Raw genomic sequence first — 20,053 nt, 5'->3', positions numbered from 1 at the left:
CACACCCGTTCCCATCCCGAACACGGAAGTTAAGCTCTCCAGCGCCGATGGTAGTTGGGGCCAGCGCCCCTGCGAGAGTAGGACGTTGCCAGGCGAATGAAAAAACAGAGGTTAAAACGATTTCGTTTTAACCTCTGTTTTTTTTCTCACTCTATCATTCTTGTTCTAACTGTTCCGTTCGTAAGAACTCCATGTAAAGGGGCGGATACTGGGGAATAGAAGTGCTATTTGTTTATTAATAATAAAGATGGGCAAACACGGACGTAAGATCAAAAACATATTTTATGAGTATATAAACTTAAAAATTTGGAAAATATGATGGGTGGGAGGTGGAGAAATGCATTCGTCTACAACTAATCGATTCGTTGAGGAGACATGCATCATATGTGAGCAGCCGAAATTGAAAGGGATTCATTTATATACAAAATTTATTTGTTCTGATTGTGAAAAAGATATGATACAAACGGATACAGATAACCCAAAATATCGTTTTTATTTACAGCAACTAAAAAAAATTAGAAACAAAGAGATATATTCATGATGCATAAGGTCCTGCCATTAAGGACCTTTTTATTTTAATATATTAATTGAAAAATAAACGAAGGATGAGAAAATATGAATAGACAACAAAAGACACCTTTATACACAGCTTTAAAACATCACTCTTTATCAAATCCCGTTTCATTTCATGTTCCTGGTCATAAATATGGAACAGTGTTTACAGACATGGGGAAAGAAGACTACAATTGCTTATTACATATAGATGTAACCGAGCTGAACGGTTTAGATGATTTGCATCAACCAGAATCCATTATTGCCGAAGCACAAATGTTAGCGGCTGAATTTTTTGGAGTACAAAAAACATTTTTTTTAGTGAATGGTTCAACTTCTGGAAATTTGGCAATGATTTTTGCTGTTTGTGAAGAAAATAAGAAAGTAATTGTCCAGCGAAATTGTCATAAATCCATTATTAATGGATTGCAGCTAGTTGGTGCGGAGCCTATTTTTATTTCTCCAGAATTTGATCGTGATGTTTGTGTCGCTTCATATATTTCTTATAATACTGTTAAAGAAACATTAGAGCGTCATCCAGATGCCACTGCTTTAATTTTAACGAATCCAAATTACTATGGAATGGCTATCGATCTAACGGAAATTGTCAAATTAGCCCATTCTTATCGCATACCTGTCCTCGTTGATGAGGCACATGGGGCTCATTTTGCTTTAGGAACTCCTTTTCCGAAAACGGCAGTTGCGTGCGGTGCCGATCTAGTCGTTCAATCGGCACATAAAACATTGCCAGCAATGACAATGGGTTCTTATTTGCATTTTAACAGCGAACTAGTAGATGAAGAGAAGGTAAAGTATTTTTTACAAGTTTTCCAATCTAGCAGCCCTTCATATCCGATTATGGCATCGCTAGATTTAGCGAGAAACTATTTAGCTAACTTATCGCGGGAAGATATAAATCAGATTAGTGAAGAAATTGAGTGTTTTAAAGGATTGTTAAAAGAGATAGAGTGTATTACAGTAGTAGAATCAACAGATCCGGTTGTTGCAACAGATTTATTGAAAATAACAGTGCAGACAAGAAGCCCTTTATCTGGCTATCAATTACAGTCGTTGTTGGAAAAAGAGGGAATATTTACGGAATTAGCTGATCCTTTTAATGTACTCTTTGTTTATCCTTTGGCGTTATTAAAAAATTTAGGAGAGGTAAGTAAAAAAATAAAACGGGCTTTACGAGGAATTCAATATGATCCGGATTATATCAATTTATTGCTACCATATGCTTTGCCAATAGTTTCTCAGTCATATTCCTATAAAAAGTTGAAAAATCTACCTACAAGAGTTGTCTCTTTAGAAAAGGCAGAAGGATTGGTAGCTGCGGAAATGCTCATTCCTTATCCGCCAGGGATTCCGATTTTATTTATAGGAGAAATGATTACGAAAGAACATATTGAGCTAATTAACTATCTAAAGAATAGCGGTTCCCGATTCCAAGGGGGAAAACTTTTGTCGTTTAATCAATTAGAAGTATTTGAAATGTGAAAGTATTGTTAGTTTAGAGCTGAAGGGAGATTTGTAATTATGACAGGCTACTTTTTTTCATTTGAAGGACCGGATGGAGCGGGGAAAACAACGATTATACAATTAGTAGAGAAATTTTTAACTGAACAAGGCTTTGAAGTTATTTCAACTCGCGAACCGGGAGGAATTGAAATCGCTGAGAAGATCCGGGCTGTTATTTTAAATCCTGAGCATAAAAGCATGGATGCGCGCACAGAGGCACTGCTTTATGCTGCGGCGAGAAGACAGCATTTAGTCGAAAGAGTCGTACCAGCGCTTAACGAGGGAAAAATTGTTTTATGTGATCGTTTCATTGATAGCTCTCTTGCTTATCAAGGATTTGCAAGGGGATTAGGTATAGACGAGGTGTTAGCGATTAATGAGTTTGCAATTAGCGGATGCATGCCTTTATTAACCATTTATTTTGATTTGGATCCAAAAATTGGTTTAGAGCGGATTAATAAAAATAAATTGCGCGAAATCAATCGGCTTGATATGGAAAGTTTTTCATTTCATTATAAAGTTCGTGAAGGGTATTTGCAGTTAGTGAAGCGGTTTAAAGATAGAATTATTCAAGTTGATGCCAATCGAACTATTAATGAGGTATTTGAAGAAACAGTAAAGATTATTATGCAAAGAATTCAATCCTAGCTAGGAAGAAGAGATTCTTCCATTAAACATAAAATGATGAGCAAATGAAAACGTGTTAAAATAAAGAATAAATGATAAGAGAGTGATGAGAGTGTCTATTGTTTGGGAGCAACTTGAACAATATCAGCCTACGGTGTTAAAAATGATTGCAAAGATCGTTCAAAAAGGACGGGTTGCTCACGCTTATTTATTTGAAGGACAACGCGGTACCGGAAAGAAAGATGTCAGCATTTTATTTGCAAAGAGTTTATTTTGTATAAATCGTAACGGATATAAGCCTTGCAATGACTGTATCAATTGCCGAAGAATTGACTCTGGGAACCATCCGGATGTTCATATTATTGAGCCGGATGGTCAATCGATTAAGAAAGCGCAGATCGAAGCTTTACAAGCAGAGTTTTCAAAGACAGGTGTCGAATCTAACAAAAAGCTTTATATTATTGAACATGCTGATCGGATGACGGTTAATGCAGCGAATAGCTTATTGAAGTTTTTAGAGGAACCTAACTCCGAAACAGTGGCTATTCTATTAACTGAACAGTATCATCGTATGTTGAACACCATTGTTTCTCGATGCCAAGTTTTATCTTTCAAACCACTGCCACCAAACGCCATTGCGGATTATTTGAAAGAGCAACATATCCCATCTCACTTTGCACTCCTTGCTGCTTATGTCACTAACAATCGAGAACATGCTCTCGAACTAAGTCGAGATGATTGGTTTGCACAAGCCCGAAAAATAGTGTTACAATTATATGAAGCGTTGCACAAAAATTATTTGCAAGCCCTTTTTATTGTTCAGGAACAATGGATTCAACATTTTGTGGAAAAGCAACAAATAGATTTGGGATTAGACTTGTTATTATATCTTTATAAAGATTTAATATATATTCAATTAGGGGAAACGGAAAAAGTGGTTTATAAGGACCAGATTAGTTATTTAAATCAATTAGCTCTTACTTTGTCACAGAAGCGGATTGCAGAAAATATGACGGCAATTTTACAAGCAAAAGCACGTTTAAATACAAATATGAATCCACAGCTTTTGATGGAGCAATTAGTGTTAAAATTGCAGGAGGGGGATTGACGTTTGTATGATGTAGTCGGTGTCCGCTTCAAAAAGGCGGGGAAAATTTATTATTTTGATCCAGGGGATTTAACGATTCCTAACGGTGAATATGTCATTGTTGAAACGGTTCGAGGAATTGAGTACGGAAAGGTAGTTATTAATAAAAAGCAAGTTGATGAAAATGATGTTGTTTTGCCATTAAAAAAAGTCATTCGTATTGCCGAACCGAAAGACAAACTCATTGTGGAAGAGAACAAAAAAGCAGCTCAAGAAGCATACGAAATTTGTTTAAAAAAGGTTGAAGAACACGGCCTCGATATGAAGCTTGTCGATGTAGAATATACATTTGACCGCAATAAAGTTATTTTTTATTTCACGGCTGATGGTCGAGTTGATTTTAGGGAGTTAGTTAAAGATTTAGCAGCTATTTTCCGTACTCGTATTGAATTACGGCAAATTGGTGTGCGCGATGAAGCAAAAATGTTAGGCGGTATTGGCCCTTGCGGACGAATGCTTTGTTGTTCTACATTTTTAGGAGACTTTGATCCTGTATCAATAAAAATGGCGAAAGACCAAAATTTATCTTTAAATCCGACGAAAATTTCTGGTCTTTGTGGTCGGTTAATGTGTTGTTTAAAATATGAAAATGATGAGTACGAAACTGCGAAAGAACAGCTTCCAGATCTCGGTGAATATATTGAAACTCCGCATGGGCTTGGAAGAGTAGTTGGTTTGAATATTTTAGAGAGAGTTTTACAAGTGGAATTGACAGAGCGTGAGCGTGTGGTGGAATACACAATTGATGAATTAATTAAAGAAGGAGTCCTATCGATTCAAGCCACAGATTAATGAGGTGGATTACGTGGATAAGAAAGAGATATTTCAATCGGTAGCAAGTATGGAAGAACAAATTAGTCATTTGTATCGCCAGCTTGGTGAGCTGAAAGAACATCTTGCGCAGCTGCTTGAGGAGAATCAACATTTACAAATTGAAAATGAGCATTTACGCCGTCGGCTTGAACAAACTTTGGGAGAAACGAAGGCATCAAAAAGAAAAGGAAAAAATAGCAAAAATAAGAAGGAAAAAAAGCAAGTAGATATTGGAGAAGGATACGATAATCTGGCGCGCCTTTATCAAGAAGGATTTCACATTTGTCATGTTCACTATGGAAGTGTAAGAAAAGAAGGAGATTGTTTGTTTTGTTTATCTTTTTTAAATAAAAATAATTAACAGTTTCTATAGCCTTTCCAAAGCGGGAGAGGCTCTTTTCTTGAATGGAGAATCTAAGCAGAGAGGTTATCGGAAATGGTTGAATTGTATAATGATGAGCGACTTGATTATCTTTTAGGTGAGGACTTGCGTATTATTCAAAGTCCGTCAGTATTTGCTTTTTCACTAGATGCTGTACTGTTGGCTAATTTCGCTTATATGCCGATTCAAAAAGGAAACATCGTTGATTTATGTACGGGAAATGGAGTCATTCCATTGTTGTTGAGCAAGAGGACAAAGGGGAATATTATTGGTATTGAAATCCAAGAAAGAATTTATAGTATGGCAAAAAGAAGTGTCGAATACAACAATCTTGAAAAACAAATTGAAATTATTCACGGAGATATAAAGGATGCACCTCGTCAGTTAGGCTATAGTAAATACGATGTCGTAACTTGTAATCCACCATATTTTCCGACACCGAGCGCAGAAGAAATTAACAAAAACGAACATTTGGCCATTGCACGCCATGAGATTTATTGTACATTAGAAGATGTGATTAGAATTAGCAGCCAATTGTTGAAGCAAGGCGGAAAAGCGGCATTTGTTCATCGGCCGGGGCGTTTGCTTGATATTGTTACATTAATGCGGCAATATCGATTAGAGCCAAAGCGGCTTCGTTTTGTCTATCCAAAATTAGGAAGAGAAGCTAATACGATCTTAATTGAAGGAATAAAAGATGGCAACCCGGATTTAAAAGTCTTGCCACCGCTTATTGTGTATAATGACAATAATGAATATACGGAGGAAATAAAGCGAATTCTTTATGGAGAATGATTACTATTTCTACATTGTTGAATGTTCTGACGGTAGTTACTATGCTGGATATACAAATAACTTAACGGCACGCATTCGCAAGCATAATGAAGGAAAAGGAGCTAAATATACAAGAAGTCGTACTCCAGTAAAGCTAATATTTTCTAGGAAATATCAAACGAAGCGAGAGGCATTACAAGCAGAGTATCGTTTTAAACAATTATCACGAAAAGAAAAGGAAGAATTTATTAAAAAGGAGCAAAAAGATGTTTTCGCAGCAGAAAAGCTTTGAAGAAAATCACGTTACCGGGAAGCTTTATATTGTCCCTACCCCAATTGGAAATTTAGAAGATATTACATTTCGTGCTTTGCGCGTGTTGAAAGAAGTTGATGTAATTGCAGCAGAAGATACAAGACAGACAAAAAAATTATTGAATCACTTTGAAATTGCAACGCCAGTTGTCAGCTATCATGAACATAACAAAATGACGAGCGGAAAAAAAATTATGGAATGGTTACTTGAAGGGAAACAGATTGCATTAGTAAGCGATGCAGGGATACCAGCTATTTCTGACCCTGGCTATGAGCTAGTTGTCGATGCAATAAGAGCAAACTGTATCGTTATTCCTCTTCCAGGAGCAAATGCTGCATTAACTGCATTGATTGCTTCTGGATTGCCAACAGAGCACTTTTACTTTTTTGGTTTTCTTAATCGTAATAAAAAGGAAAAAAGAAAGCAGTTGGAGTCGTTAGTACACATTCGTGATACAATGATTTTTTACGAAGCGCCTCACCGTTTAAAAGAAACGTTGGAAATGATGTATGAAGTTTTAGGAAATAGACGAGCGGTTTTATCTCGTGAGTTAACAAAACGATTTGAAGAATTCATTCGTGGTGATATTGAAAGCATTTTACAATGGACAAAAGAAAACGAAATTCGTGGCGAATTTTGTGTTCTTGTCGAAGGGACAAGAGAAGAAAGTCAAAGTAAAGAAGAATGGTGGCAAAACTTTTCGCTCATTGAACATGTGGATTATTATATAAACGAAAAACAATTAACGTCAAAGGAAGCGATTAAACAAACTGCAAGGGACAGAAACATGACTAAGCGTGAAGTATATCAGGAATATCATGGAAAATAAAAAAGTTTCTCTAGAAAAAATCTAGAGAAACTTTTTTATTTTGTTGATTGTAAATGAGTTTGAATTTCTTTAAGAAGCTGTTCAGCACCTTCACGGCTTAAAATGATTTTGCCGTCAGCCAACTTAAGGTTATCATCAGAAACTTCGCCAGTTACTTGACATGCCATATTTGGTTTATATTTCTTTAAAATAATAAGATCATCATCAACATAAATTTCTAATGCATCTTTTTCATTAATACCTAATGTACGACGTAATTCAATAGGAATAACAACGCGACCTAATTCGTCAACTTTACGAACAATCCCTGTAGATTTCATATAATAATCTCCTCTCTATGATAATTTGTTATTTTTTTCGTCAATATTCGACAAAACTTCATGGATTAATCATATCAATCTTTCCATTAAACGTCAATCCTTTTATATGTAAAATTTTAAAAAAATGTATATTGGTATCCAAAAACTATTGATATAAAAGGCTTTTTCATTAAGCACTAAATAAAAATTGTTATACCAATTCTATCTTTTTTTCAAATCGATAAAAGTATTATAGTGATAATTCGACAAAAATCGGCTAATTTTCGACGTGTTTTGCATTTTTCTACACATCCCCTTATAATATTCGTACAAAAATGAATCATTATGTCTCAAAACAAACAAATTGACAGTAGAAATCATTTTTATGTATATTTTGTTAAAATAAGAGAAATAGATGTTTTTATAAGACGAAAAAAATATGTAAAATAGTAATATAATCGCTCTCGTCCTTTGGGCGAGGGCTTTTCTTCTAATTTAAAATAGAGGAGGGAAAATCATGGAGAAACAAAGAAAAACATTTTATCTTACCACACCTATTTATTATCCAAGTGGAAAATTACATATTGGCCATGCATACACGACGGTAGCTGGTGATGCAATGGCCCGCTATAAGCGTCTTCGTGGTTATGATGTAATGTATTTGACAGGAACGGATGAGCATGGTCAAAAAATTCAACGAAAAGCAGAGGAAAAAGGTGTTACTCCGCAAGAGTATGTTGACGAAATTGTCGCTGGTATTCAAGAGCTATGGAAAAAACTCGATATTTCTTACGATGATTTCATTCGTACAACGCAAGAGCGACATAAAGAAGTTGTCGAAAAAATTTTCGCGCGTCTCCTTGAGCAAGGTGATATTTATTTAGATGAGTATGAAGGCTGGTATTGTACGCCATGTGAGTCTTTCTATACAGAGAGACAGATTGTAGACGGAAATTGTCCTGACTGCGGTCGTCCTGTTGAAAAAGTAAAAGAAGAATCTTACTTTTTCCGAATGGGCAAATATGTTGAGCGTTTGCTCCAATATTACGAAGAGAATCCAGAGTTCATTCAGCCGGAATCCCGCAAAAATGAAATGATTAATAATTTTATAAAACCTGGATTAGAAGATTTAGCCGTGTCTCGTACAACATTCGACTGGGGTATTAAAGTTCCAGGAGATCCGAAACATGTAATTTATGTATGGATTGATGCTTTAACGAACTATATTACAGCATTAGGATACGGCACAGAAAATGATGAAAAATACTTAAAATATTGGCCGGCAGATGTGCATTTGGTCGGAAAAGAAATTGTTCGCTTCCATACGATTTATTGGCCGATTATGTTAATGGCTTTAGGTCTGCCGCTTCCGAAAAAGGTATTTGCTCATGGCTGGTTGTTAATGAAAGACGGTAAAATGTCGAAATCAAAGGGGAATGTTGTCGACCCAGTAACGTTAATTGATCGCTACGGTTTAGATGCGTTGCGTTACTACTTGCTTCGCGAAGTACCGTTCGGTTCTGACGGCGTTTTTACTCCTGAAGGTTTTGTAGAACGTATTAACTATGATTTAGCAAATGATTTAGGAAACCTTCTAAACCGTACAGTAGCAATGATTGAAAAATATTTTGATGGTGTCATTCCAACTTATGAAGGAAGTAAAACAGAGTTTGACGATCAGATTGTCGAAATGTCGAAGAAAACAGTTAAAGATTATGAAGAAGCGATGGAAAAAATGGAGTTTTCTGTTGCTTTGACAGCTGTATGGCAATTAATCAGCCGGACAAATAAATATATTGATGAGACACAACCTTGGGTGTTAGCGAAAGATGAGTCACAGAAAGACAAATTAGCATCTGTGATGGTTCATTTAGCCGAATCGCTTCGACATATTGCAATTCTTTTGCAACCGTTCTTAACGCGAACTCCAGCAAAAATCTTTGCACAACTTGGTATTACAGAAAATGAGTTAAAACAATGGGATAGTTTGTATGAATTTGGTCTCATCAAAGAAGGAACAAAAGTGGTAAAAGGTGAACCGTTATTCCCGCGCTTAGAGATGTCTAAAGAAATCGAATATATTAAAGCACAGATGCAAGGAACAATACCAAACCAAGAAGAAAAAAAGGAAGTTCCAAAAGTGGATGAGATTACAATTGATGATTTCATGAAAGTTGATTTACGTGTTGCGCAAGTTCTTCATGCTGAACCGGTAAAAAATGCTGACAAGTTGCTAAAATTACAGCTTGACCTTGGTTATGAAAAACGACAAGTTGTATCAGGAATTGCGAAATTTTACAAGCCGGAAGAGTTAATTGGAAAAAAAGTTATTTGTGTGACAAATTTAAAACCTGTTAAACTTCGCGGTGAATTATCGCAAGGAATGATTTTGGCAGGTGAAGAAAACGGCGTACTTTCTTTAGCAACTGTTGATGAAACATTGCCAAATGGGGCAAAAGTAAAATAACAGTTAAATACAGGAGGTGAAGAGGCTGACTCAAGATTTAATGGTCAGACCTCACAACACAATATATAGGACATTACATTGGATAAATGGACTATATATTGTGAAATGTACGTGAGGTCAGACACTTATGGGTCAGCCCCGACACCTCTTTGTTGTTGTTTTGTAATGTAATTGTTAAGATTCTGTGATATATGTAATGATTTTATGTGTTACACTTAGCATCAAACTGGAGAAGGAGTATGGTTATGTTATTTGATACACATGCTCATTTAAATGCAATACAATACAACGATGATTTGCAAGAAGTGATTAACCGTGCTCTTGAAGAAGGAGTTTCTAATATTGTTGTTGTTGGTTTTGACCGGCCGACGATTTCCCGCGCGATTGAATTAGCGGAACAATATCCATTTATTTATGCTGCGGTTGGCTGGCACCCGGTCGATGCCATTGATATGACCGAAGAAGATTTACAAATGATTGAGCAGCTTGCAGCACACCCGAAAGTAGTTGCTCTTGGCGAGATGGGATTGGATTATTATTGGGATAAATCGCCTAAAGAGGTGCAAAAAGAAGTATTCCGTAAGCAAATTGCCTTAGCGAAAAAGGTCAAATTGCCAATTATTATCCATAACCGTGAGGCGACAGCGGACATTATTGAAATTTTAAAAGAAGAAAATGCCGCTGAAGTTGGCGGGGTTATGCATTGTTTCACCGGCAGCGTAGAAGTAGCAAAACAATGTATTGACATGAATTTTTATATTTCTTTTGGTGGCCCAGTTACATTTAAAAACGCAAAAAAACCAAAAGAAGTAGCAAAGGAAATTCCGTTAGAGCATTTATTAATTGAAACCGATTGTCCTTATTTGACGCCTCATCCTTTTCGCGGCAAAAGAAACGAGCCAAGTTACGTCAAGTATGTTGCGGAAGCGATTGCTGAACTAAAAGGGATTTCATTTGAAGAAGTGGCACAAAAAACATCCGACAATGCAAAAAAATTATTCGGCATCACTCGATAAAAAAACGTGTCGCTTTTTTGGGAAGCTTGTCTGACAAAATCTTAAACAGAAAAAGTTCTACAATTTCAGCAACAAGCATAGGATAGACTTGTCGACAAGTCTTCCTTTCCTTTTAACAGAATTTTCTGCATAATAGAGTGTGCGTTGAGCGTAAAAATTCAAATTAGGAAGGGAAGGTTGACAACTAAAAGAGAGCTCTATGCAATCTCTGCAGATAAAGGAGGCGTTTTTTATCATGTTGAATAACATGAAAGATCTGTTTTCCGGGTCATTGAAAAAAAATTTAGCTGTAACGGCTGGTAGTTTAATAGCTTTTTCAACAACGACTGGTGTTGCCGCATATGAATTAACAAAAGAGAGCGTGACGCTCACATTAAATGGGCAAAAACAAGAAATTCGAACGCATGCTGATACAGTAGCTGACGTTCTAGCTGAGCACAATATTCAGGTACGTTCCGAAGATTATTTGTTTCCCTCGAAAAACACACCGGTTACTGATGATTTAAAAATTGTTTGGGAAGCAAGTAAACCTGTAAAGCTTACTGTAAACGGAACAGCCAAAAAAGTATGGACAACTGCAAAAACAGTAAGAGATTTGCTTATGACTCAGCAAATTACAATCAATGAACATGACCGAGTTTCTCCATCGCTGGATGCAAAAATACAAAAAAACATGGACATTACGTTTGATAAGGCTTTCCAAGTCAAATTGAATGTCGGCGGTCAAGAACAACAAGTGTGGGCAACTTCGACTACTGTCGCTGACTTTTTAAAACAACAGAAAATTACATTGAATAAACTAGATCGTGTTGAGCCATCCGTAAATGAGATGGTGAAAGAGAATACTGTTGTCAAAGTTACAAGAGTTGAAAAAGTCACCGATGTAGTGGAAGAACCCGTTAATTTTGCAGTTGTTACAAAGAAAGACCCTCAGTTGCCAAAAGGAGAACAGGAAGTAATTAACCCGGGAGAAAAAGGACTCGTATCTAAACAGTACGAAGTTATTTTAGAAAACGGAAAAGAAGTTTCCCGTAAACTAGTGAAAACGGAAACGATTAAACAAAGTGAAGATCGTATAGTCGCTGTCGGTACAAAAGTAAACAGTCCGCAAATTGTGTCGCGCGGCAAAGAAACAGCTTCGCAGGAATTTTATGTTACAGCAACGGCTTATACGGCTTATTGTGATGGCTGTTCCGGGCGAACGAGAACGGGGATTAATTTGCGTTCAAATCCTAATATGAAAGTCATCGCAGTGGACCCAAGCATTATTCCGCTTGGTTCAAAAGTATATGTCGAGGGTTATGGATATGCCATTGCCGCAGACACAGGTTCAGCGATTCATGGCTATAAAATTGACGTATTTTTCCCAGAGGAATCATCAGCTTTTTACTGGGGAAGAAAAAGAGTTAAAGTAAAAATTATTAAATAATGTAAAGTGACAGAGGATTTCCCTATCCTCTGTTTTTTTCGTTATAATGGAGAAAGATTTTCTATCTACTATATATAGACGTAGGAATGTTAATAAAGTTTCAACTTTTTGGAGGCTGTTATGAAAATTAAAGAAATTATTGTTGTAGAAGGAAGAGATGACACAATAGCGATTCAGCGTGCTGTTGAAGCGGATACAATTGAAACAAATGGTTCAGCTATTAACGATGAAATATTAGAACGAATTAAAATTGCGAAAGAAAAGCGAGGTGTGATTATTTTTACAGACCCAGATTTTCCGGGAGAAAAAATTCGCAAAACCATTTCTACGTGTATCCCTGGGTGTAAACATGCCTTTTTGCCCAAGGAAGAAGCGCTTGAAAAGAACGGCAAGGGCGTGGGGGTAGAGCATGCTTCTGTTGAAGCGATCCGAAAAGCTTTAGAGCATGTATATGAAGAAACAATTGAGCTGAAAGAAGAGATTACTTTTGATGATTTGATTGATGCCGGCTTAATCGGCGGTTCTTTGGCAAAAGCACGCCGCAATCGTTTAGGGCAACTGCTTAAAATAGGATATACAAACGGAAAGCAACTTCATAAACGTTTGCAAATGTTCCAAATTTCAAAAGAAGCGTTTATGAACGCTTTAGAGCAAGTGCTTCAGGAGGAAAAGCGAAATGTATAAAGATATTGCCACACCTAATCGCACGAAGGAAATTTTAGAAAAATACGGCTTTTCATTTAAAAAAAGTCTTGGACAAAATTTTTTAATCGATACAAATATTCTTCGCCGCATTGTTGATTTTGCTGAGCTTTCTGATGAGACAGGAGTAATTGAAATCGGACCGGGAATAGGAGCGTTAACAGAACAGCTTGCCCGGCGTGCCAAAAAAGTAGTCGCATTTGAAATTGACCAACGCCTTTTGCCGATTTTAGCAGAGACGTTATCCTCTTATTCAAATGTGCGTATCATCCATCAAGATGTTTTAAAAGCAGATGTGCGAAAAGTCATCGACGAAGAATTTGCTGGAATCAAAGATATGATGGTCGTTGCGAACCTGCCTTACTATGTAACGACACCGATTGTTATGAAGTTGTTAACAGACAATTTGCCGCTTCGAGGAATTGTTATTATGTTGCAAAAGGAAGTGGCCGAGCGAATGGCTGCTAAACCAGGCACAAAAGATTACGGCTCATTATCGATTGCCGTTCAATATTATACAAAAGCGGAAACGGTTATGACGGTACCAAGAACTGTATTCGTACCGCAGCCAAATGTTGACTCTGCCGTTATTCGTTTAACTAAATTATCTCAGCCTGCTGTTTTTGTTGAGAATGAAGCATTTTTCTTTGAAGTGGTTCGTGCGAGCTTTGGACAGCGACGAAAAACGATTTTGAATAATTTAACAAGCAATTTACCGAATGGAAAAATGTTTAAAGAAACAATTGAACAAGTATTGCATGAAGTGAATATTGACCCGCGCCGCAGGGGAGAGACATTAACGATTGCTGAATTTGCTATCCTCAGCGACCGATTGTTGCAGGTATTTCAAAAAAGCTGATGAATAAGAGCCGGATTCTCTCTGTCATCACAATAGTGATGATATAAAAAGAATCTGGCTCTTTTGCTTTCATGAAGACTTTCTATTCGTTTTTGGAGTACCTTTCTGAATTTCCAGAAAGAGTGCTCCAGCGCATCGGACAGGTGGTTATGTCGGAAAATTAATCTGAATCTATATACATCGAATGGAAGTCCTGCTTTTCGAAAAATAATTATTATTTTCACGTATTTAGAATGTATGCATATTTTACATAATAAATAACTGTTATAGTCTTGGAGTTGATTTTATGGATATTAAGATTGGAGATATTGTTGGGCGTAAATCATATAAGTGTGATTTATTGTTTCGCGTTATTGATATTAAGGAGAAAAATGAAGAAAAAGAAGCGATTCTCCATGGAGAGGACGTACGGTTAATTGCCGATGCTCCTTTTGCTGATTTAGTGATTATCGATGAGAGTGAACAACAAAAACGCCAGAAAAAAGAAAAGGAATTAATTGAACAATCATATAAGCTGTTAAGGCAGGATTACAATCTAATAAGGCAAAAAAATGAGTACAATGCGACAGGGGGATATAGGACAGAACAGGATTTTTTTCAAATTCCAGGGCGTGTCCTCCACTTGGATGGTGATCCTTTGTATTTACGAAAATGTTTAGATTTATACGAAAAAATTGGAGTGCCTGTTCACGGAGTTTATTGCAATGAAAAAGAAATGCCGGAAAAAGTGGGAAGCTTAATTGAACAAGTTCGTCCTGATATTCTAGTCATTACTGGTCATGATTCATATTCAAAGGCAAAAGGAAAAGTTACGGATATTAAAGCATATCGTCATTCCAAATATTTTGTACAAACGGTGCGAGAGGCGAGAAAAAAAATCCCCCATTTAGACCAGCTTGTTATTTTTGCCGGCGCATGTCAATCTCATTTCGAATCGTTAATTCGCGCCGGCGCTAACTTTGCCAGCTCTCCAGCGCGGGTCAACATTCATGCTCTTGACCCCGTATATATTGTATCGAGAATTAGCTTTACCCCATTTATGGAAAGAGTAAATGTATGGGATGTATTAAGGAATACACTTACAGGTGAGAAGGGGCTCGGTGGTGTAGAAACAAAAGGTGTATTGCGTACAGGTATGCCTTTTCGTACTATTGTTGATTTTGCAAGAGACCGCTAATGTAAATTTTCATTAGGCGGTTTTGTTTATACATAATTTTACATTCAATGTGCATAATACGTTATAATGATAAAAAATATGTAGAAAAAATAGATATTGACATTCATTGTGTTGTGTTGGTAAAATAATTGTTTTTTGACTTTTGGTGAAAATTTTGTTACAATTGCATTAGTGAGGTGGATAGCGAATGGCAAAAACACTGGCCGACATTAAAAAAGCGTTGGATTCAAACCTTGGCAGACGGCTAACGCTGAAAGCAAATGGTGGAAGAAGAAAAACGATTGAGCGATGCGGCGTTTTAGCGGAAACATACCCTTCTGTGTTCGTTATTGAACTTGACCAGGAAGAAAATGCTTTTGAACGTGTGTCTTACAGCTATGCAGATATTCTTACAGAGACTGTACAGCTAACCTTCTTAGACGATGACAATATGGCAATTAGTGGGCAGTAGACATTTGTTTGCTGCTTTTTATTTTGTGACTTTTTGGAAACATAAATCTCCCCTTGTCTTACAATAATAAAATTGTCGCGGTTTTTGAAAGGAGTTGCTTGTGTTTGGGTAGACGTCGAGGCATTATGTCAGAACGCTTTAAAGAAGAGCTTGCTAAAGAGCTAGGATTTTACGATGTTGTGCAAAAAGAAGGATGGGGAGCTATTCGCGCACGTGATGCAGGAAATATGGTCAAATTGGCGATACAAATGGCCGAGCAACATTTAGCAGAAAGAACGAAGTAACTCAGCATCATATTCATATGGACCGCGACAGACAGCTGTCTCAAAAAAGAATTCGACTCCTCAATTACCATGATTTATGGAGGAATGTCCATAAACATTTGTAAACGGTTGGGGGAGTCAGTCTTGAGACAGCTACTTTTTTACATAGTTGAATAATGGACTTCTTTATTTCATAATGTGTCGAAATATAGGATAATTGTAAATGACTTTTATGTTAAAATGTTGGTATAGGTTTGAAGTCGTAAAAGTAGGTGGAAAGTTTGAAATTGTTAGTAAAGGCTCCAGCAAAAATTAATTTATCTTTAGATGTATTACATAAACGTCCTGATGGTTATCATGAAGTAAAAATGGTTATGACAACTATCGATCTTGCTGATCGAATTGAATTAACCCCGCTTCCTTCTGACACGATACGAATCGTGTCTCATAATCGTTTTGTTCCCGATGATCACCGGAATCTTGCCTATCAGGCGGCAAAACTGTTAAAAGAACGATTCAAAGTTCGAGATGGTGTCGCTATTTCGATTACTAAAACGATTCCAGTGGCAGCGGGATTAGCAGGAGGAAGCAGCGATGCAGCTGCGACATTGAGAGGTTTAAATAAACTTTGGAATTTAGGTTTGACGCTTGATGAATTGGCAGAGCTTGGAGCGGAAATTGGCTCAGATGTATCGTTTTGCGTATATGGAGGAACGGCAATTGCAACAGGGCGCGGTGAAAAGATTGAGCATATTCCAGCTCCTCCACAATGTTGGGTCATTCTTGCTAAGCCGACAATCGGTGTATCAACTGCTGAAGTTTATCGTAATCTAAATTTAGCTTCTATTGTTCATCCAGATGTTGATGCGATGGTAAAGGCTATAAAGGAACAAGATTACGAGGGAATTTGCTCTCTTGTAGGAAATGTTTTAGAGGAAGTTACATTGAAGAGGTATCCGGAAGTGGCTCAGATTAAAGAGCAAATGAAACGCTTTGGAGCAGATGCCGTATTGATGAGTGGAAGTGGTCCAACTGTTTTTGGATTGGTACGGCACGATTCGCGACTGCATCGAATTTACAACGGTTTGCGCGGTTTTTGTGACCAAGTATTTGCGGTGCGGCTATTAGGAGAGCGGAATTCGCTTGATTAAACCCGTATATTAATGTTATATTTATCTTAAAACATTCGGGTTTAGGAGGTCTTTTATGAAATTAAGGCGAAGTAGCCGTTTAGTTGATATGACGCACTATCTCCTTGAACATCCTCATCAATTAGTTCCGCTCACTTTTTTTGCTGAACGTTATCAATCCGCTAAATCATCCATTAGTGAAGATTTAGCGATTATTAAACAAACATTTGAACATCAGGGAATCGGAACGTTGCAAACTCTTCCAGGAGCTGCAGGGGGAGTTCAATATATTCCTAAAATTTCTCATGAAGAAGCGAAGGAAACGATTGATTATTTGTGTGAAATGTTAGCAAATCCTGAACGATTATTACCGGGCGGATATTTATACATGACCGATATTCTTGGTGATCCTCGGATTGTCAATAAAATTGGACGATTATATGCTTCCGTTTTTGCTGATCGGAAAGTTGATGTTGTCATGACAGTTGCTACGAAAGGAATACCATTAGCTTATGCGGTCGCTAATTTCTTAAATGTTCCGGTTGTCATTGTACGTCGCGACAACAAAGTAACGGAAGGTTCAATGGTGAGCATTAATTATGTTTCTGGTTCATCGAAGCGGATTCAAACGATGGTGCTTGCAAAGCGCAGCTTAGCAGAAGGATCAAACGTCTTGATTATTGATGATTTTATGAAAGCGGGCGGAACAGTTAACGGGATGATTAGCTTGTTAGAGGAATTCAACGCAAATGTACAGGGGATTGGCGTTCTTGTTGAATCTGAAGAGACGGAAGAACGGCTTGTTGATGAGTATATTTCCCTTGTAAAATTATCTTCGGTAGATGTAAAAGAAAAACAAATTACCGTTAAGGAAGGAAATTACTTTAAATTTGTCAAGTAACAGTATGAAGGAATCGAAAGGAGAACAAGAACGATGAGAAAAGTAGAAACAAAAAAAGCACCGCAGGCAATTGGTCCATATTCACAAGGTATTATTGTCAATAATATGTTCTATAGTTCAGGACAAATCGCTTTAACACCTGAAGGGGAAATGGTCCAAGGTGATGTAAAAGCACAAACTCACCAAGTGTTTAAAAATTTACAAGCTGTTTTAGAAGCAGCAGGAGCGTCTTTAGAAACAGTCGTCAAAGCAACTGTATTTATTAAAAATATGGATGATTTTGCAGCAGTTAACGAAGTGTACGGAGAGTATTTTAAAGAACATAAACCGGCGCGCTCTTTAGTTGAAGTAGCTCGCTTGCCAAAAGATGCGCTTGTCGAAATTGAAGTTGTTGCCCTTGTGAAATAACAATAAAATTAAAGTTTCCATCTGTTCACAAAATTTTCTAAAAAATTTTTAAAAAAAGAAGGAAAATAAGAAAAAATGTGGAATAAATTTAGTTAAGTTCTTATATAGGGAAAAGGTGGTGAACAGAATGGAAGTAACTGACGTAAGATTACGCCGCGTGAATACCGAAGGACGTATGAGAGCGATTGCTTCTATTACGCTGGATAACGAATTCGTCGTTCATGATATCCGCGTGATTGAAGGCAATAATGGCTTGTTTGTTGCCATGCCAAGTAAGCGTACTCCTGACGGGGAATTCCGTGATATTGCGCATCCGATTAACTCGACAACCCGCGGGAAAATTCAAGATGCAGTATTAGCAGAGTATCACCGTTTAGGTGAACTTGAAGAAGAATTTGAAGAAGCTGGTGCTTCATAAAAAAATAAATTGTTAGAAAAGGGCCTGTTCCGATCTTTGGACAGGCTCTTTTTCATTTTTTGTAAGAACCAGCTTTATATTAGCAAATAAACTACATTTTCCTAAATATTTGGTAAAATAGAATGTTTCCTTGAAATGCATAGTTAATTGAGATATATTCAATATGGATAAAAAGGTAATTGGAGGCCCTATTATGAAACGATATGCAATAATATTGGCTGCGGGACAGGGAACACGGATGAAGTCAAAACTATACAAAGTTTTGCACCCTGTTTGCGGCAAGCCAATGGTTGAGCATGTAGTCGATCAAGTATCAAAGCTTAATCTTGAAAAGCTTGTAACAATTGTTGGATTTGGTGCTGAACAGGTAAAAGCACAAATTGGTGGAAAAAGTGAATTTGCTCTTCAAGAAGAGCAGCTTGGAACAGCACATGCTGTCATGCAAGCAGCGTCTCATTTAGGAGATAAAGAAGGAGTAACTCTTGTTATTTGCGGGGATACGCCGTTAATTACCGCAGACACAATGAAAGCGCTCTTAGAGCATCATTCAAAAACAAATGCCAAAGCTACCATTTTAACAGCTATTGCAGAAGATCCAACTGGTTATGGTAGAATTATCCGCAATGATGAAGGTCATGTTGAAAAAATCGTCGAACATAAAGATGCGACAGAAGAGGAGCGGAAAGTTAAGGAAATTAACACAGGGACGTATTGCTTTGACAACAAGTTACTGTTTGAAGCGCTTACAAAAGTCTCAAACGAAAATGCACAAGGTGAATACTATTTGCCTGATGTGATTGAAATTTTGAAAAAGCAGGGAGAAATTGTTTCTGCTTATCAAACAGAGGTGTTTGAAGAAACATTAGGTGTGAATGACCGCGTTGCCCTTTCTCAAGCGGAAAAAATTATGCGTGCGCGTATTAACCGTACACACATGATGAATGGCGTGACAATTATTGATCCTGAGCATACGTATATTTCAGCTGATGCGGAAATCGGGCGAGATACGGTCATTTATCCAGGGACGATCATCGAAGGGAAAACAGTAATTGGCGAAGACTGTGTGATTGGACCTAATTCAGAAATTAAAAATTGTGTTATTGGCAATCGTACAACGATTCGCCACTCCGTTGCACATGACAGCGAAATTGGCAACGATGTCACAATTGGTCCTTTTGCGCATATTCGTCCATCGTCAAAAATTAGCGATGAGGTTCGGATTGGAAACTTTGTTGAAGTGAAGAAATCGACATTTGGAAAAGGAAGCAAAGCCTCTCATTTAAGTTATATCGGTGATGCTGAAGTTGGTGCGGATGTTAATTTAGGATGCGGCTCCATTACCGTTAATTACGATGGGAAACATAAACATTTAACAAAAATTGAGGACGGCGCTTTTATTGGCTGTAATGCAAACTTAATTGCTCCTGTAACAATTGGGAAAGGAGCTTATGTTGCAGCTGGTTCTACCATTACAGAAGATGTCCCAGGAAACGCTTTATCGATAGCCCGAGCTCGTCAAGTAAACAAAGAAAATTACGTTGAACGTATGAATGCCAAGAAAAATTCTTAATGGAG

At 37.2% G+C, this 20,053-nt stretch carries 23 protein-coding genes and 1 rRNA gene; 23 read left to right on the top strand and 1 reads right to left on the bottom strand.

Features of this window, described 5'->3' with window-relative positions:
• The 10 genes from rrf to rsmI all read left to right on the top strand — a co-directional run.
• Nucleotides 1-94 (top strand): 5S ribosomal RNA (gene rrf, locus HNQ85_RS16585); the annotation flags it as partial.
• A 243-nt stretch (nucleotides 95-337) separates the two neighbouring features.
• A complete protein-coding gene (locus HNQ85_RS16580) occupies nucleotides 338-541 on the top strand; it encodes a sigma factor G inhibitor Gin (RefSeq protein WP_181538823.1) in 204 nt (67 codons plus the stop codon).
• Between the two features lie 74 nt (nucleotides 542-615).
• Nucleotides 616-2,052: an aminotransferase class I/II-fold pyridoxal phosphate-dependent enzyme gene (locus HNQ85_RS16575; protein WP_181538822.1), complete on the top strand. Its 1,437-nt coding sequence runs from the start codon at nucleotides 616-618 to the stop codon at nucleotides 2,050-2,052.
• A 39-nt stretch (nucleotides 2,053-2,091) separates the two neighbouring features.
• Nucleotides 2,092-2,721, top strand: a complete 630-nt coding sequence (gene tmk / locus HNQ85_RS16570; RefSeq protein WP_181538821.1) for a dTMP kinase — start codon at nucleotides 2,092-2,094, stop codon at nucleotides 2,719-2,721.
• A gap of 85 nt (nucleotides 2,722-2,806) precedes the next feature.
• Nucleotides 2,807-3,808: a DNA polymerase III subunit delta' gene (gene holB / locus HNQ85_RS16565; protein ID WP_181538827.1), complete on the top strand. Its 1,002-nt coding sequence runs from the start codon at nucleotides 2,807-2,809 to the stop codon at nucleotides 3,806-3,808.
• A 3-nt stretch (nucleotides 3,809-3,811) separates the two neighbouring features.
• Nucleotides 3,812-4,639 carry a PSP1 domain-containing protein gene (locus HNQ85_RS16560; RefSeq protein WP_181538820.1) on the top strand — a complete coding sequence of 276 codons (828 nt, stop codon included), beginning with the start codon at nucleotides 3,812-3,814 and terminating at the stop codon, nucleotides 4,637-4,639.
• A gap of 13 nt (nucleotides 4,640-4,652) precedes the next feature.
• On the top strand, nucleotides 4,653-5,021 hold the full coding sequence (yabA, locus tag HNQ85_RS16555) for a DNA replication initiation control protein YabA (protein WP_181538819.1): 369 nt from the start codon (nucleotides 4,653-4,655) through the stop codon (nucleotides 5,019-5,021).
• A 75-nt stretch (nucleotides 5,022-5,096) separates the two neighbouring features.
• On the top strand, nucleotides 5,097-5,837 hold the full coding sequence (locus HNQ85_RS16550) for a tRNA1(Val) (adenine(37)-N6)-methyltransferase (protein WP_181538818.1): 741 nt from the start codon (nucleotides 5,097-5,099) through the stop codon (nucleotides 5,835-5,837).
• Nucleotides 5,827-6,108 (top strand): GIY-YIG nuclease family protein, encoded by a 282-nt coding sequence (locus HNQ85_RS16545; protein WP_181538817.1) that lies wholly within the window; start codon nucleotides 5,827-5,829, stop codon nucleotides 6,106-6,108. Before HNQ85_RS16550 ends, HNQ85_RS16545 begins: the two co-directional genes overlap by 11 nt.
• On the top strand, nucleotides 6,083-6,958 hold the full coding sequence (rsmI, locus tag HNQ85_RS16540; RefSeq protein WP_181538816.1) for a 16S rRNA (cytidine(1402)-2'-O)-methyltransferase: 876 nt from the start codon (nucleotides 6,083-6,085) through the stop codon (nucleotides 6,956-6,958). Before HNQ85_RS16545 ends, rsmI begins: the two co-directional genes overlap by 26 nt.
• 35 nt (nucleotides 6,959-6,993) lie before the next feature.
• Here rsmI and HNQ85_RS16535 read toward each other — a convergent pair whose 3' ends face one another.
• Nucleotides 6,994-7,278 carry an AbrB/MazE/SpoVT family DNA-binding domain-containing protein gene (locus tag HNQ85_RS16535; RefSeq protein WP_181538815.1) on the bottom strand — a complete coding sequence of 95 codons (285 nt, stop codon included), beginning with the start codon at nucleotides 7,276-7,278 and terminating at the stop codon, nucleotides 6,994-6,996.
• Between the two features lie 496 nt (nucleotides 7,279-7,774).
• Here HNQ85_RS16535 and metG point away from each other — a divergent pair, with 496 nt between their 5' ends.
• From metG to glmU, 13 genes are all read left to right on the top strand, one after another.
• Complete coding sequence (gene metG / locus HNQ85_RS16530) at nucleotides 7,775-9,724, top strand: methionine--tRNA ligase (RefSeq protein ID WP_181538814.1); 1,950 nt, start codon at nucleotides 7,775-7,777, stop codon at nucleotides 9,722-9,724.
• 245 nt (nucleotides 9,725-9,969) lie between these two features.
• Nucleotides 9,970-10,740, top strand: coding sequence for a TatD family hydrolase (locus HNQ85_RS16525; RefSeq protein ID WP_181538813.1), 771 nt, complete (start codon nucleotides 9,970-9,972; stop codon nucleotides 10,738-10,740).
• A gap of 235 nt (nucleotides 10,741-10,975) precedes the next feature.
• Nucleotides 10,976-12,169, top strand: a complete 1,194-nt coding sequence (locus tag HNQ85_RS16520; RefSeq protein ID WP_181538812.1) for a G5 and 3D domain-containing protein — start codon at nucleotides 10,976-10,978, stop codon at nucleotides 12,167-12,169.
• A 120-nt stretch (nucleotides 12,170-12,289) separates the two neighbouring features.
• A complete protein-coding gene (gene rnmV, locus HNQ85_RS16515) occupies nucleotides 12,290-12,853 on the top strand; it encodes a ribonuclease M5 (RefSeq protein ID WP_181538811.1) in 564 nt (187 codons plus the stop codon).
• Entirely contained in the window at nucleotides 12,846-13,730 is an 885-nt protein-coding gene (gene rsmA, locus HNQ85_RS16510; RefSeq protein ID WP_181538810.1) for a 16S rRNA (adenine(1518)-N(6)/adenine(1519)-N(6))-dimethyltransferase RsmA, read from the top strand. The genes rnmV and rsmA overlap by 8 nt, the downstream gene beginning before the upstream one ends.
• 286 nt (nucleotides 13,731-14,016) lie before the next feature.
• Nucleotides 14,017-14,907, top strand: coding sequence for a sporulation peptidase YabG (gene yabG, locus HNQ85_RS16505; protein WP_181538809.1), 891 nt, complete (start codon nucleotides 14,017-14,019; stop codon nucleotides 14,905-14,907).
• Between the two features lie 187 nt (nucleotides 14,908-15,094).
• A complete protein-coding gene (gene veg / locus HNQ85_RS16500) occupies nucleotides 15,095-15,358 on the top strand; it encodes a biofilm formation stimulator Veg (protein ID WP_181538808.1) in 264 nt (87 codons plus the stop codon).
• A gap of 104 nt (nucleotides 15,359-15,462) precedes the next feature.
• Nucleotides 15,463-15,642, top strand: a complete 180-nt coding sequence (locus HNQ85_RS16495; RefSeq protein WP_181538807.1) for a small, acid-soluble spore protein, alpha/beta type — start codon at nucleotides 15,463-15,465, stop codon at nucleotides 15,640-15,642.
• A 260-nt stretch (nucleotides 15,643-15,902) separates the two neighbouring features.
• Nucleotides 15,903-16,772: a 4-(cytidine 5'-diphospho)-2-C-methyl-D-erythritol kinase gene (gene ispE, locus HNQ85_RS16490; RefSeq protein ID WP_181538806.1), complete on the top strand. Its 870-nt coding sequence runs from the start codon at nucleotides 15,903-15,905 to the stop codon at nucleotides 16,770-16,772.
• A gap of 55 nt (nucleotides 16,773-16,827) precedes the next feature.
• Nucleotides 16,828-17,652: a pur operon repressor gene (gene purR / locus HNQ85_RS16485; RefSeq protein ID WP_181538805.1), complete on the top strand. Its 825-nt coding sequence runs from the start codon at nucleotides 16,828-16,830 to the stop codon at nucleotides 17,650-17,652.
• Nucleotides 17,653-17,685: 33 nt separating this feature from the next.
• Nucleotides 17,686-18,060, top strand: coding sequence for a 2-iminobutanoate/2-iminopropanoate deaminase (ridA, locus tag HNQ85_RS16480; protein WP_181538804.1), 375 nt, complete (start codon nucleotides 17,686-17,688; stop codon nucleotides 18,058-18,060).
• Nucleotides 18,061-18,187: 127 nt separating this feature from the next.
• Nucleotides 18,188-18,478: a septation regulator SpoVG gene (gene spoVG / locus HNQ85_RS16475; RefSeq protein WP_044895797.1), complete on the top strand. Its 291-nt coding sequence runs from the start codon at nucleotides 18,188-18,190 to the stop codon at nucleotides 18,476-18,478.
• Nucleotides 18,479-18,668: 190 nt separating this feature from the next.
• Nucleotides 18,669-20,048 carry a bifunctional UDP-N-acetylglucosamine diphosphorylase/glucosamine-1-phosphate N-acetyltransferase GlmU gene (gene glmU, locus HNQ85_RS16470; RefSeq protein ID WP_181538826.1) on the top strand — a complete coding sequence of 460 codons (1,380 nt, stop codon included), beginning with the start codon at nucleotides 18,669-18,671 and terminating at the stop codon, nucleotides 20,046-20,048.
• The last annotated feature ends 5 nt before the right edge of the window (nucleotides 20,049-20,053 follow it).

The sequence above is a fragment of the [Anoxybacillus] calidus genome, assembly GCF_013760845.1.
Taxonomy (GTDB): Bacteria; Bacillota; Bacilli; order Bacillales; family Anoxybacillaceae; genus Paranoxybacillus; species Paranoxybacillus calidus.
This window is presented reverse-complemented; position numbering and strand designations above follow the sequence as displayed.